The organism is Enterobacter sp. SGAir0187, assembly GCF_002952735.2.
Taxonomy (GTDB): Bacteria; Pseudomonadota; Gammaproteobacteria; order Enterobacterales; family Enterobacteriaceae; genus Enterobacter; species Enterobacter quasiroggenkampii.
The window spans coordinates 2,193,425-2,206,440 of record NZ_CP025034.2 but is presented as its reverse complement, the minus strand read 5'-3'; the positions used below and the strand labels follow the sequence as shown (position 1 = coordinate 2,206,440).

14 protein-coding genes, 1 tRNA gene and 1 rRNA gene are annotated in these 13,016 nt (G+C 54.6%); 8 read left to right on the top strand and 8 right to left on the bottom strand.

All coding sequences use genetic code 11. The features are described 5' to 3' along the window. The first annotated feature begins 24 nt into the window (after positions 1-24). Positions 25-140: ribosomal RNA gene (gene rrf / locus CWR52_RS10565) — 5S ribosomal RNA — on the top strand. Between the two features lie 240 nt (positions 141-380). Here the strand turns inward: rrf and CWR52_RS10555 are convergent. The 6 genes from CWR52_RS10555 to aspA form a co-directional block, all read right to left on the bottom strand. Further along, positions 381-456: transfer RNA gene (locus tag CWR52_RS10555), tRNA-Phe, on the bottom strand. A 127-nt stretch (positions 457-583) separates the two neighbouring features. Further along, positions 584-1,159, bottom strand: a complete 576-nt coding sequence (locus CWR52_RS10550; RefSeq protein WP_104949612.1) for a transcriptional regulator — start codon at positions 1,157-1,159, stop codon at positions 584-586. A gap of 49 nt (positions 1,160-1,208) precedes the next feature. Beyond that, positions 1,209-2,900, bottom strand: coding sequence for a protein-disulfide reductase DsbD (locus CWR52_RS10545; RefSeq protein WP_104949611.1), 1,692 nt, complete (start codon positions 2,898-2,900; stop codon positions 1,209-1,211). After that, entirely contained in the window at positions 2,876-3,199 is a 324-nt protein-coding gene (cutA, locus tag CWR52_RS10540) for a divalent cation tolerance protein CutA (protein ID WP_104949610.1), read from the bottom strand. The genes CWR52_RS10545 and cutA overlap by 25 nt, the downstream gene beginning before the upstream one ends. A 113-nt stretch (positions 3,200-3,312) precedes the next feature. Continuing rightward, positions 3,313-4,614 (bottom strand): anaerobic C4-dicarboxylate transporter, encoded by a 1,302-nt coding sequence (locus CWR52_RS10535; RefSeq protein ID WP_024907357.1) that lies wholly within the window; start codon positions 4,612-4,614, stop codon positions 3,313-3,315. A gap of 115 nt (positions 4,615-4,729) precedes the next feature. Beyond that, positions 4,730-6,166 carry an aspartate ammonia-lyase gene (aspA, locus tag CWR52_RS10530; RefSeq protein WP_003855923.1) on the bottom strand — a complete coding sequence of 479 codons (1,437 nt, stop codon included), beginning with the start codon at positions 6,164-6,166 and terminating at the stop codon, positions 4,730-4,732. A 335-nt stretch (positions 6,167-6,501) separates the two neighbouring features. On the opposite strand from aspA, the gene CWR52_RS10525 reads away from it, so the two are divergent. Then, on the top strand, positions 6,502-6,966 hold the full coding sequence (locus CWR52_RS10525) for an FxsA family protein (RefSeq protein ID WP_023616652.1): 465 nt from the start codon (positions 6,502-6,504) through the stop codon (positions 6,964-6,966). 36 nt (positions 6,967-7,002) lie between these two features. Here the strand turns inward: CWR52_RS10525 and yjeH are convergent, their stop codons facing one another. Further along, complete coding sequence (gene yjeH / locus CWR52_RS10520) at positions 7,003-8,223, bottom strand: L-methionine/branched-chain amino acid transporter (protein WP_104949609.1); 1,221 nt, start codon at positions 8,221-8,223, stop codon at positions 7,003-7,005. A 179-nt stretch (positions 8,224-8,402) separates the two neighbouring features. Between yjeH and CWR52_RS10515 the strand changes: the two genes are divergently transcribed. From CWR52_RS10515 to CWR52_RS10505, 3 genes are all read left to right on the top strand, one after another. Then, complete coding sequence (locus tag CWR52_RS10515; RefSeq protein ID WP_003855929.1) at positions 8,403-8,696, top strand: co-chaperone GroES; 294 nt, start codon at positions 8,403-8,405, stop codon at positions 8,694-8,696. A gap of 31 nt (positions 8,697-8,727) precedes the next feature. Next, positions 8,728-10,371: a chaperonin GroEL gene (gene groL / locus CWR52_RS10510; protein WP_008502946.1), complete on the top strand. Its 1,644-nt coding sequence runs from the start codon at positions 8,728-8,730 to the stop codon at positions 10,369-10,371. 134 nt (positions 10,372-10,505) lie between these two features. Then, a complete protein-coding gene (locus CWR52_RS10505; RefSeq protein WP_045909554.1) occupies positions 10,506-10,859 on the top strand; it encodes a DUF4156 domain-containing protein in 354 nt (117 codons plus the stop codon). Between the two features lie 65 nt (positions 10,860-10,924). Here the strand turns inward: CWR52_RS10505 and epmB are convergent, their stop codons facing one another. Further along, positions 10,925-11,953 carry an EF-P beta-lysylation protein EpmB gene (gene epmB, locus CWR52_RS10500; protein ID WP_104949608.1) on the bottom strand — a complete coding sequence of 343 codons (1,029 nt, stop codon included), beginning with the start codon at positions 11,951-11,953 and terminating at the stop codon, positions 10,925-10,927. A 40-nt stretch (positions 11,954-11,993) separates the two neighbouring features. Between epmB and efp the strand changes: the two genes are divergently transcribed. The 3 genes from efp to ecnB all read left to right on the top strand — a co-directional run bounded on the left by efp (position 11,994) and on the right by ecnB (position 13,004). Then, positions 11,994-12,560: an elongation factor P gene (efp, locus tag CWR52_RS10495; protein WP_008502940.1), complete on the top strand. Its 567-nt coding sequence runs from the start codon at positions 11,994-11,996 to the stop codon at positions 12,558-12,560. 57 nt (positions 12,561-12,617) lie between these two features. Continuing rightward, positions 12,618-12,749, top strand: a complete 132-nt coding sequence (locus tag CWR52_RS10490; protein WP_024907352.1) for an entericidin A/B family lipoprotein — start codon at positions 12,618-12,620, stop codon at positions 12,747-12,749. Positions 12,750-12,857: 108 nt separating this feature from the next. After that, entirely contained in the window at positions 12,858-13,004 is a 147-nt protein-coding gene (gene ecnB / locus CWR52_RS10485; protein WP_003025482.1) for a lipoprotein toxin entericidin B, read from the top strand. The last annotated feature ends 12 nt before the right edge of the window (positions 13,005-13,016 follow it).

Below are 13,016 nucleotides of genomic sequence, written 5' to 3'. Positions count from 1 at the left end.
CTGATACAGATTAAACAGAATTTGCCTGGCGGCTTTAGCGCGGTGGTCCCACCTGACCCCATGCCGAACTCAGAAGTGAAACGCCGTAGCGCCGATGGTAGTGTGGGGTCTCCCCATGTGAGAGTAGGGAACTGCCAGGCATCAATCAAGAAGAACCCCGTACCGTAAGGTGCGGGGTTTTTTGCTTTGCACGCCAGAAAATATGCCGGATGACGGCTTCGCCTTATCCGGCCTACAAAACCTGTAGGCCCGGTAAGCGCAGCGCCACCGGGCATGGCAGACCGCACGATCCCACGGTAAAAAGAAGCAAGAATACTAAAGAAGGGATTTATAAACGCAGAAAAGCAAAAACCCAGCCATAGGCTGGGTTCTTTAAAGAGTGGTGCCCGGACTCGGAATCGAACCAAGGACACGGGGATTTTCAATCCCCTGCTCTACCGACTGAGCTATCCGGGCAACGGAGCGCATTAAACCGCAATCGCGCCTTATCGTCAACATTATTTCGGGAAAAGCCGTTCAATTGCTTAACTTTGCGGCAATCTGATGGTTTACGCGTCGAATAGGGCAAATTTAACAGGCTCGCTTACGTCAACGCACCGCCCATGCGGCACTGAGCAAAGCGCAGAATATCTTCCGCCAGTCGGTGCGCCGTGTCCACGTCGGCCTGGCTACGGTTCACCAGCATGCGGCTCAGGCAGCCCTCCAGCACCAGCTCCATCTGTTTCGCCACCATTGCCGGGTCATCCACTTCAAGACGGGTCAGCAGCTCGTGAGTGAAGTCATGTGCTGCCCGTTTTTGCTGATCCGCCAACTGGTGGACAGGATGGCCGGGATCGGGATAGTAAGTACAGGCCGCAATAAACAGGCAGCCCGGATAGCGGTTGTTACTGACACATTCCGTCAGGGCGCTATAGCGCGCCAGCAGCTTTTGTTCCGCTGTCAGTTCTTCATTCAGCATCAGCTGCCTGCGCCAGACGTCAACCTGCTGGCTGAGATAGCGCAGGGCATCATAAACGAGCGCCTCTTTATCTGGCCAAAAGCGCTTAAGATCATCCAGGGGGTAATCGATACGGTCGGCTACCATCTCAAGCGTGGTGCTGGCGATCCCATGAATCTCAAGTAATTGCAGGGCTTGTCCCAGTACGTCTTCGCGTTGCACGGTTATCTCCTCCGCTATTCCCAACGGTGTGTTCCGTTTAAAGTGTTGTTTACGGTTGGCGATTGCGCAAATGCGCGCTAAATGCCGCAGCATCCATAAACCCGGTGACACGCTGTTCTGGCTGCTCCTGACCCTGTTCATTGAAGAACAGGATGGTCGGCAGCCCGAGCACGTTAAGCTGCTTCAGCAGAGCCTTATCCTGCGCGTTATTAGCTGTCACGTTCGCCTGGAGCAGAACAGTCTCTTTTAGGGCGTTTTGTACCTGAGGATCGCTGAAAGTGTATTTTTCAAACTCTTTGCAGGCGACGCACCAGTCGGCATAGAGATCGAGCATCACCGGTTTGCCTTTTGCCTGTGCGAGCGCGCTGTTTAGCTCATCAACATTCTTTATCTGGATGAAGTTCAAATGCGCCCGCGTCTGGCCTACCGGCGAGCCAAACACCCAGTCCTGAAGAGGACGCACGCTCACCAGCGCGGCGGCGAGCAGGAGGATTTGCACCAGGCGCATCCACGCTTTTTTCGCCCCAAGACTGACGATAAACCCCCAGGAGAAGAATGCTACACCGAGCATTGCCCAGAGGCGAGTGCCCCACACGTCACCCGTAATACGTTCCAGCAGGAAGACCGGCAGCGCCAGAATCACAAACCCAAACGCGGTTTTCACCGTCTCCATCCACGGGCCACTCTTCGGCAGAAGTCGATTGCCGAAAACCGTGACCAGAATCAGCGGCAGACCCATGCCCAGCGCGTAAAGGTACAGCGTACCGCCGCCAAGCCACAGATTGCCGCTCTGGGCAATATAGAGCAGGATGGCGCTCAGCGGTGCGGTGGTGCAAGGGGAGCAAATCAGTCCGGCGATGGCCCCCATCACAAACACGCCGCCTGCCGAACCACCCTGCTGGCGATTACTCATCAGCGTTAAGCGTGTTTGCAGAGCTGACGGTAACTGCAGCGTGAACAGGCCAAACATCGACAGTGCCAGCAGGATAAATATCGCCGACAGGCCAATCAGCACGTAGGGGTGCTGAAGTGCGGCCTGGAACTGCAACCCGGCAGCGGCGACCACAAGGCCGAGTGCCGTGTAGGTCAGCGCCATACCCTGCACGTAAATAAAGGCCAGCAGCAGCGCGCGGGCGGTGGAAAGGCGCTGTTTGCCGCCCAGCACAATGCCAGAGATGAGCGGATACATCGGCAGCACGCACGGCGTAAAGGCAATGCCGATACCGATCAGTAAGGCCCACAGCGCGGAGAACGGAAGGTCAGCGGGAGCTTCACGCTTCTCGCCCGAAGGAAGAGGGGGAACCGTGGCAGAGGCTTTCACTTCACTGAGCGGAACCACCTTTGTTTCAGGCGGATAGCAGAATCCGGCATCCGCGCATCCCTGATAGGTCACCGTCAGGCTCGCACCTTTATCCGCCTGATTCACCGTAACAGGTATGCTCAGGCGCTGGCGATAGATTTCGCTTTTGCCGTAAAACTCATCTTCATGCCACTCGCCAGCGGGCATCTGTAAAGCGCCCACGCTGGCCTGAGCAGGCGTAATGCTGACCTGCTTGCGGTAGAGGTAGTAACCCTCTTTCACCTGCCAGGTGAGACTGAGATCGTGCTGGTTCTGCTGAAAGTCGAAAACGAACGCCTGGTCGGCAGGAATAAAATTCGAACGACCGGGTGTGTCAAACAACCCGGCAAAAACTGACGTGCTGCACAGCAGCAGGATCAGCGTAAAGAAGCGTTGAGCCATGAGAGATAATCGTTATCGCCGTGAACCACTGGCAGCACCAGCAGCTCTGGGGTTTGGTAAGGATGATGAGATTTGAGGCAGTCCAGGAGTGCCTGCTGATTCGCCAGATTGGTTTTGAGCAACATCTGGACTTCGTACTCTTGCTCCAGCTTACCTTCCCAGTAGTAAAGAGAGGTCGCGCCGGGGAGGAGCGTGACGCAGGCTGCCATTTTTTCGGCCAGCACTTTGGCGGCGAGATCCTGGGCAGAAGCTTCATCAGGGGCGGTACACAGTACGACAACGGCATCAGGCGTGTTCACAAGTCGACCTCCTCATCACGAAAGGTTTCACTATATCACGCAAGGCGGTTGGTCATTAATGAAACGGGCCGCAGAGCGGCCCAATTTTAACTATTTTTACAACGGGGAACGGTTTACAGCACCACGCCACCGATGATAAAGCCGAGGATCACGCAGAGTGAAATGGCCACCACGCCCGGGATCAGGAACGCATGGTTAAACACATACTTACCGATACGGGTTGAGCCGGTGTCGTCCATCTCAACGGCCGCCAGCAAGGTTGGGTAGGTAGGCAGCACGAACAGGGCAGAAACAGCAGCAAACGAGGCGATAGCGGTTAACGGGGTGACGCCCAGCATCAGAGCCGCAGGCATCAACGCTTTGGTGGTCGCTGCCTGAGAGTAAAGCAGGGTAGCCGCAAAGAACAGCACGACCGCCAGCAGCCATGGGTAGTTATGCAGCAGGTCGCCTGCTACGGTCTGAATGTCGCTAATGTGCGCTTTCACGAAGGTATCACCAAGCCACGCCACACCCAGCACGCATACGCAGGCGCTCATACCGGATTTGAAGGTGCTGGCATTCAGCACTTCGCTGGTGTCAATTTTACAGGTGATGCTAATCAACGTTGCGATGGTCAGCATGAACACCACAATCGCTTCGTTACGCGGCAGGACCGGGTTCTGGATCAGCCCCACGGTATCGCTGATGGCGGTCGCATAGAACATGACGGCGACAATCCCAATCAGGAACAGTAGCACGGAGCGTTTCGCATGTGGCTTCAGTTCGAAGACCTGGCTGCCGCGCAGGCTCACTTCACCTTTTGCCAGGCGCTCCTGATAAACCGGATCGTCTTTCAGTTCAGCGCCGAGGAAGTTACACAGCACGGCGGTAATCATTACCGCAATCAGCGTCACCGGGATACAGATCGCCAGCAGCGTCAGGTAGCTCACGCCCATCGGCTCCAGGATACCGGCGAAGAAGACCACCGCCGCGGAAATCGGCGAGGCGGTAATGGCGATCTGGGACGCGACGACCGCAATAGAGAGCGGACGCGACGGACGGATACCCTGTTCTTTCGCCACTTCGGTAATCACCGGTAACGTGGAGAAAGCGGTGTGGCCAGTACCGGCGAGAATGGTCATAAACCAGGTCACCAGCGGAGCAAGGAAGGTAATGTATTTAGGGTGGCGGCGTAGCATGCGTTCCGCCAGGCTTACCAGGTAGTCCATACCGCCTGCCACCTGCATGGCGGCAATAGCGGCAATAACAGCCATGATGATTTCGATAACGTCGAACGGGATAGCGCCGGGTTTAATCTGAAAGATAAGGGTAAGAACGAGCACTCCAAGACCGCCGGCAAAACCGATGCCGATACCCCCGAGTCGTGCTCCCAAATAAATCGCCAACAAGACGATGACGAGTTCTGCTCCAAACATAAGGACCTGCCTTGCTTATTAACAAGTTGATATTGAATTGTTGTATTTTGGTAACGCCTAAAAAGAAAAAAGGCACGTCACAAGTGACGTGCCTTAAGAAGCCTAGCCTGAACGGTTACTGTTCGCTTTCATCGGTATATCGTTTCGCTTTATATGCCGGGTGCATCAGGTTTTGGGCCGAGAAGATATCGTCCAGCTCGGCTTCGGTCAACAGCCCGCGCTCCAGCACCACTTCACGCACGCTCTTACCGGTTTCGGCACAAATCTTACCGACGATGTCGCCGTTGTGGTGGCCGATGAACGGGTTGAGGTAGGTGACGATCCCGATGGAGTTATAGACATAACCTTCACAGACTTCTTTATTCGCCGTGATGCCGTTAATGCATTTTTCCAGCAGGTTGTAGCAGGCGTTGGTCAGAATGTGGATAGATTCAAACATCGCCTGGCCAATTACCGGCTCCATCACGTTCAGCTGCAGCTGACCCGCTTCAGAGGCCATGGTTACGGTCGTATCGTTACCGATGACTTTAAAGCAAACCTGATTCACCACTTCTGGCACGACCGGGTTCACCTTGGCCGGCATGATGGATGAACCCGCCTGCAGTTCTGGCAGGTTGATTTCGTTCAGGCCAGCGCGCGGACCGGAAGAGAGCAGGCGCAGGTCGTTACAGATTTTGGACAGTTTCACCGCCAGACGTTTCAGCGCGCTGTGTACCATGACGTAGGCGCCGCAGTCGGAGGTCGCTTCAATCAGGTCTTCTGCAGGCACAACCGGCAGGTTGGACACTTCAGCCAGCTTCTGTACCGCCAGTTGCTGATAGCCATCCGGGGTGTTCAGACGCGTACCGATGGCGGTGGCGCCCAGGTTCACTTCCAGCAGCAGCTCGGAGGTACGCAGCAGGTTTTTGGTCTCTTCGTTCAGCAGTACGTTAAACGCGTGGAATTCCTGACCGAGGGTCATCGGCACCGCATCCTGCAGCTGGGTACGACCCATTTTCAGAATGTCCTGGAACTCAACAGCTTTACGCTGGAAGCCATCGCCCAGTTGGTTGATCGCATCCACCAGTTTCACCACGGAGGCATACACCGCAATTCGGAAGCCGGTAGGGTAAGCGTCGTTGGTGGACTGGCATTTGTTGACGTGGTCGTTCGGGTTCAGGTACTGGTATTCACCTTTCTGGTGACCCATCAGCTCCAGGCCAATGTTTGCCAGTACTTCGTTAGTATTCATGTTGACGGAAGTGCCCGCGCCGCCCTGATAGACGTCAACCGGGAACTGATCCATGCATTTGCCGTTGTTCAGCACTTCATCGCAGGCCGCGATAATCGCATTTGCCGCGCTTTTAGGAATGGTTTGCAGCTCTTTGTTGGCCAGGGCTGCGGCTTTCTTCACCATCACCATGCCACGAACAAACTCAGGGATGTCGCTGATTTTGCTGTTGCTGATGTAGAAGTTTTCAATCGCTCTCAGAGTGTGGACACCGTAGTAGGCATCCGCTGGAACTTCCCTGGTACCCAACAAGTCTTCTTCGATACGAATGTTGTTTAACATGTGAACCTTCTTTTCAAGCTGCCGATGGATTGTACTAAACACACAGTATTTATGTGGTTTTGAATATTTTCTGGCCGACGATTATTCCCTCAATCAGCCAGATGCTCGAGATCATATGCTGATGATAGCGAATTGCCGTAAGCTGGATCACTTATTATCGAGCCGATTCCATGATAATTATTAATCTGTGAAATGGGTCACCGCTTTAATATTTCCAAAAAAAATATCCGTGCAAACTGATTGAATTTTCGCTAACCGTCACCATCTCATACAAACGCGCGTCGCGAACACATTCAGACAGGGGCCCGATGGCTTCTGCCACACAGGAGATGCCAGTGCGCTGGATACCGTTTATTGCTTTCTTTCTCTATGTTTACATTGAGATTTCCATTTTCATCCAGGTTGCCCATGTGCTGGGCGTCCTGCTGACGTTGATTCTGGTGATTTTCACCTCCGTCATTGGTATGTCGCTGGTGCGTAATCAGGGTTTCAAAAATTTCCTGATAATGCAGCAGAAGATGGCCGCAGGCGAAAGCCCGGCGGAAGAGATGATCAAAAGCGTGTCGTTGATTATTGCGGGGCTGCTGCTGATTCTGCCAGGGTTCTTCACCGACTTCCTCGGCCTTCTGCTGCTTCTGCCGCCGGTGCAAAAGCACCTGACCATGAAGCTGCTGCCGCATCTGCGCTTTAGCCGTATGCCCGGCGGTGGGTTCAGCACCGGGCCAGGCGACACGTTTGAAGGGGAATATCAGCGTAAGGATGAACAGCACGACCGTCTGGATCACAAAGACGATCGGTGATTTTGTTGCCCGGTGGCGCTTCGCTTACCGGGCCTACTAAAGCGCCAGCCACAACACCGCCAGCATGACGATGGCATACACGCTCTTCCATCCCACCATCGCCAGCAACAGCAGGCACAGTAGCCCCCCAACAACCGCCAGTGCTCTATAACGGCCTCTCAGCAAACGGCATCCCGCCAGCATACACAGCAGGTAGATCATAATAAAAATGCCGTTGGCATAGACGAGCAGCGTATCCAGATTGATCTTCAGGACGTAAATGCACAGCGTACTCAGCACGCAGCAGCCCAGTACGGCATTCAGGGCATTCAGCGGCAGCTGGCGTTTAGACAGGCGCGCGAGGCGGTTATCAGGTTTATCCAGCGCCTGCGACCACACCAGACGGGCAAAGCTCTGGATATAAATGTTGAGGCTGGCAAAACAGGCCAGATAGCCGATGACGCAGGCGATCCACAGCGCCTTCACACCAAACAGTTCAATCACGATACCCGGCAGCGATGCCGCGGCGGCGAGATCCGCGCCGAACGCGTGAAAGTGCAACACTAGCACGGTACACGCCCAGTAGACCGTACCCGCCAGCAGCAGGCCGATCATCAGCGCGCGGGGGAAATCACGTTCAGGCTGCTTAAATTCCGACGCCAGATGGGCAAAGGCTTCCAGACCGACAAAACACCAGAACATGATGGAGAGCGCGGCAAAAAGCTGCGCGTGGTCGACGTCTGTTACCGCCGGGAAGGGAATCTCCTTTACGGTGATATCGCCCGCCCACCAGATAGCGGCCACAAGCGCGACAATCAGCACTGCAACCAGCGTCTGCAGGTTGGCGCTGGAGCGGGCGCCGCGTGAGCCCACCCACCAGACGATAGCCAACGTCCCCAGCTCGGCCAGCAACAGCTGCTCGTGATGCCAGCCAAACAATGCCTGACCAAAGCCGGAAGCAATATGCAACGCCGCTGGAAGCCCAACCGGAATGACGGAGAGAAACAGCCAGCCGGTGACGCGCTCCATGCGCGGACCAAAGGCCAGTCCGACAAAGTGCGCCACGCCGCCCGCGCTGGGGAAATGCCGCCCCAGGATGGCAAACACAATGGCTATCGGGAACACCAGCACAATCAGCACCGGCCACGCCCATAGGCTGTTATTTCCTGCCACCAGCGCCGCCAGTGCCGGTACGGCAAACACGCCCGTACCTAACAAGGAGGTTGAAAGCAGGCCAACACCCTGCGCCAGCCCCAACTCCTGCTTAAGTCCGCTCATTGACATCATCCTGCCAATACCAAAAGAGAGGCGATGGTAACACTTTCGCAAATTTTTTTTTCAACTCCCCCTTGAAGGGGTAAAAAGCTATCCCCATCTCTCAGGGCACTAGTCGGAAAACCGCATGCGGGCCGGCGTCATCCATAACTGATAATGACTTTCTCAAAGGAGAGCTATCAATGAGTATTCGTCCGTTACATGATCGTGTGATCGTCAAACGTAAAGAAGTTGAAACCAAGTCTGCTGGCGGCATCGTTCTGACCGGTTCTGCAGCAGCCAAATCAACGCGTGGCGAAATCATCGCTGTCGGTAAGGGCCGCATCCTGGAAAACGGAACTGTGCAGCCGCTGGACGTTAAAGTTGGTGACATCGTAATTTTCAACGATGGCTACGGCGTGAAATCCGAGAAGATCGACAATGAAGAAGTGTTGATCATGTCCGAGAGCGACATTCTGGCAATTGTTGAAGCGTAATTTACGCACGAGAATTTGAGGAAATAAGAACATGGCAGCTAAAGACGTAAAATTCGGTAACGACGCTCGTGTAAAAATGCTCCGCGGCGTAAACGTACTGGCAGATGCAGTTAAAGTGACCCTGGGCCCGAAAGGCCGTAACGTAGTGCTGGATAAATCCTTCGGCGCGCCAACCATCACCAAAGACGGTGTTTCCGTAGCACGTGAAATCGAGCTGGAAGACAAGTTCGAAAACATGGGCGCGCAGATGGTGAAAGAAGTTGCCTCTAAAGCGAACGACGCTGCAGGCGACGGTACCACCACCGCGACCGTTCTGGCGCAGGCTATCATCACCGAAGGTCTGAAAGCCGTTGCGGCGGGCATGAACCCAATGGATCTGAAACGTGGTATCGACAAAGCTGTCGCTTCCGCTGTTGAAGAACTGAAAGCGCTGTCCGTACCGTGCTCTGACTCTAAAGCCATTGCTCAGGTAGGTACCATCTCCGCTAACTCCGACGAAACCGTGGGTAAACTGATCGCGGAAGCGATGGATAAAGTCGGTAAAGAAGGCGTGATCACCGTTGAAGACGGTACCGGTCTGGAAGACGAACTGGACGTGGTTGAAGGTATGCAGTTCGACCGCGGTTACCTGTCCCCATACTTCATCAACAAGCCAGAAACTGGCGCTGTTGAGCTGGAAAGCCCGTTCATCCTGCTGGCTGACAAGAAAATCTCCAACATCCGCGAAATGCTGCCAGTGCTGGAAGCCGTTGCGAAAGCAGGCAAGCCGCTGGTTATCATCGCTGAAGATGTTGAAGGCGAAGCGCTGGCGACCCTGGTGGTTAACACCATGCGCGGCATCGTGAAAGTGGCTGCGGTTAAAGCACCTGGCTTCGGCGATCGCCGTAAAGCAATGCTGCAGGATATCGCTACCCTGACCGGTGGTACCGTGATCTCCGAAGAGATCGGTATGGAGCTGGAAAAAGCGACCCTGGAAGACCTGGGCCAGGCGAAACGCGTTGTGATCAACAAAGACACCACCACCATCATCGACGGTGTGGGTGAAGAAGCCGCTATTCAGGGCCGTGTTGGTCAGATCCGTAAGCAGATCGAAGAAGCCACTTCCGATTACGACCGTGAAAAACTGCAGGAGCGCGTAGCGAAACTGGCTGGCGGCGTTGCGGTAATTAAAGTTGGTGCGGCGACCGAAGTTGAAATGAAAGAGAAGAAAGCACGCGTTGACGATGCCCTGCACGCGACCCGTGCTGCGGTAGAAGAAGGCGTAGTTGCTGGTGGTGGTGTCGCGCTGGTGCGTGTAGCCGCTAAGCTGGCTGGCCTGACCGCTCAGAACGAAGACCAGAACGTGGGTATCAAAGTTGCGCTGCGCGCAATGGAAGCTCCTCTGCGTCAGATCGTTTCCAACGCCGGTGAAGAGCCATCTGTAGTGGCGAACAAGGTTAAAGCGGGCGAAGGTAACTACGGTTACAACGCTGCAACCGAAGAATACGGCAACATGATCGACTTCGGTATCCTGGACCCAACTAAAGTGACCCGTTCTGCTCTGCAGTACGCGGCCTCTGTTGCTGGTCTGATGATCACCACCGAGTGCATGGTGACCGACCTGCCAAAAGGCGATGCGCCTGACTTAGGTGCTGCTGGTATGGGCGGCATGGGCGGAATGGGCGGCATGATGTAATCGTGCGCTCTACGTCGTAGAATGTGAAAAACCCCCGGGCAGAAATGCTCGGGGGTTTTTCTTTTGGTCATCTTTTAGGTATAAGATTTACACACGGACAACTACTGTCCAGCTTATTGAAAACGAGGAATAACATGCGCGTAAAAGTCTGTGCAGGGATTGTAGGGGCAGCACTGCTGCTGGCGGGGTGTAGCTCCAGCAATGAGCTGTCGGCAGCGGGCCAGGGCGTTCGCTTTGTGGAAGATAAGCCTGGCACTGAATGCCAGCTGTTAGGCACGGCAACCGGTGAGCAAAGTAACTGGATGTCAGGGCAGCATGGCGAAGAAGGCGGCTCAATGCGCGGTGCGGCGAATGCCCTGCGTAATCAGGCTGCGGCAATGGGCGGCAACGTGATTTACGGCGTAAGCAGCCCAACGCAGAGTATGCTGTCCAGCTTCGTGCCGACCGCCAGCCAGATGACGGGCCAGGTCTATAAGTGCCCAAACTGATGTAATGTGCTGATGGCGCTGCGCCCGTCCTTGTAGGGCTGGTAAGCGTAGCGCCACCTGCCTTTTTAGTGCTGCCGCAGCTGCAAATCCAGCGGCGTCTTGCTCGGCTCTCCGCCAATCTCACGTGCCAGCTTCGGCACCATATAGCCTGAAACCAGCGTTAACAGTTCGCGCATAATCTGCCGGGCTTCTTCATCCGTCACCATGAAATGCGCCGCGCCCTGAACGCGATCCAGCACGTGCAGGTAATATGGCATCACCCCCGCATCAAACAGAGCATTGCTCAGATCGGCCAGCACGCGGGCGTTATCATTCACGCCGCGCAGCAGCACGCTCTGATTCAGCAGCGTCACGCCCGCTTTACGCAGTCGCGCCATCGCCGCGCAAAACGCATCGTCAATTTCGTTCGCGTGGTTAATATGATTCACCAGCAGCACCTGCAGGCGGGACTGCTCCAGGCGTGACACCAGGCCGTCGGTGATCCGTGCCGGAATGACAATCGGTAAGCGGCTGTGAATGCGCAGGCGCTTAATGTGCGGGATGGCTTCAAGCTGAGTCAGCAGCCAGTCCAGCTCATGATCTTTCGCCATCAGCGGATCGCCGCCGGAAAAAATAATCTCATCCAGTTCCGGATGGGCGGCAATATAGTCCAGCGCGACCTGCCAGTTGCGTTTATTGCCCTGATTTTCGGCGTACGGGAAGTGCCGGCGGAAGCAATAACGACAATTTACCGCACATCCGCCTTTGACCAACAGCAGGGCGCGGTTGAGATACTTATGCAGTAAACCCGGCACCACGCTGTTCTGCTCTTCCAGCGGATCGGTGCTGTATCCCGGCGCAGTAATGAATTCATCCTGCGAAGTAAGCGTTTGTTTTAATAACGGATCGTCGGGGTTGCCTTTCTCCATCCGCGCCACAAACGCACGGGGAACGCGCAGGGCGAAAAGACGCTTTGCCTCGCGGCCTGCAAGCAACTCTGGGTGCTGATCGAGGTCTAAAAGACGCAGCAATTCATCAGGACTGGTGATTACATCGGCAAGTTGCGATAACCAATCTTCTCTGGACGGGGTGTTTAGGGTTACAATATGCGCCATTTTGTGGCTTAGCTACCAGTTAACAAATTTAGAGGGCCTTATGGCAACGTACTATAGCAACGATTTTCGTGCTGGTCTTAAAATCATGATGGACGGCGAACCGTACGCGGTTGAAGCCAGCGAATTCGTTAAACCAGGTAAAGGCCAGGCATTCGCACGCGTTAAGCTGCGCCGTCTGCTGACCGGTACCCGTGTTGAGAAAACCTTCAAGTCTACTGACTCTGCTGAAGGCGCTGATGTTGTTGATATGAACCTGACCTATCTGTACAACGATGGCGAGTTCTGGCATTTCATGAACAACTCCACTTTCGAACAGCTCTCTGCTGATGAGAAAGCGGTAGGTGACAGCGCTAAATGGCTGCTGGATCAGGCTGAGTGCATCGTGACCCTGTGGAACGGCCAGCCTATCGCGGTGACCCCACCAAACTTCGTAGAACTGGAAATCGTAGAAACCGATCCAGGTCTGAAGGGTGATACCGCAGGTACCGGCGGTAAGCCAGCCAAACTGTCTACCGGCGCAGTGGTGAAAGTGCCACTGTTCGTACAGACTGGCGAAGTGATCAAAGTGGATACTCGCTCCGGCGAATACGTGTCCCGCGTGAAGTAATTTACGTATGACTGAAGGCGCAGCGCCCGCTGCGCCTGATTTTTGCAGGCAGGGATGATGAAACGTACCGTTAAAATTCTGCTTCTGTTAGCGCTCTCCAGTGCATTACTTTCCGGGTGCAACACCACGCGTGGAATGGGACAAGATATCCAGGATCTAGGTCATATCATTTCTCACGCCGCCAGCTAAGTTCGTCTAATTTTCCTAAAAATGTGTCCTTTTCCGTCAACCGGCCGGATTTTGTCTATCCTTAAGTTGCTATACACAAAACAACTTTGGCTATAAAAGGAAGATATTATGGTTAAGAAGACAATTGCAGCGATCTTTTCAGTCCTGGTACTTTCTTCAGTGTTAACGGCCTGTAATACCACGCGTGGCGTCGGTCAGGATATTTCTGAAGGTGGTAGCGCAATCTCTGGTGCGGCAACAAAAGCTCAGCAGTAACGAATAAACGGT

Coding starts and splice junctions, on each gene's coding strand:
- efp (WP_008502940.1), top strand. CDS start 11,994: ATGGCAACGTACTATAGCAACGATTTTCGTGCTGGTCTTAAAATCATG.
- CWR52_RS10545 (WP_104949611.1), bottom strand. CDS start 2,900: ATGGCTCAACGCTTCTTTACGCTGATCCTGCTGCTGTGCAGCACGTCA.
- CWR52_RS10490 (WP_024907352.1), top strand. CDS start 12,618: ATGAAACGTACCGTTAAAATTCTGCTTCTGTTAGCGCTCTCCAGTGCA.
- yjeH (WP_104949609.1), bottom strand. CDS start 8,223: ATGAGCGGACTTAAGCAGGAGTTGGGGCTGGCGCAGGGTGTTGGCCTG.
- CWR52_RS10535 (WP_024907357.1), bottom strand. CDS start 4,614: ATGTTTGGAGCAGAACTCGTCATCGTCTTGTTGGCGATTTATTTGGGA.
- groL (WP_008502946.1), top strand. CDS start 8,728: ATGGCAGCTAAAGACGTAAAATTCGGTAACGACGCTCGTGTAAAAATG.
- CWR52_RS10505 (WP_045909554.1), top strand. CDS start 10,506: ATGCGCGTAAAAGTCTGTGCAGGGATTGTAGGGGCAGCACTGCTGCTG.
- ecnB (WP_003025482.1), top strand. CDS start 12,858: ATGGTTAAGAAGACAATTGCAGCGATCTTTTCAGTCCTGGTACTTTCT.
- aspA (WP_003855923.1), bottom strand. CDS start 6,166: ATGTTAAACAACATTCGTATCGAAGAAGACTTGTTGGGTACCAGGGAA.
- CWR52_RS10515 (WP_003855929.1), top strand. CDS start 8,403: ATGAGTATTCGTCCGTTACATGATCGTGTGATCGTCAAACGTAAAGAA.
- epmB (WP_104949608.1), bottom strand. CDS start 11,953: ATGGCGCATATTGTAACCCTAAACACCCCGTCCAGAGAAGATTGGTTA.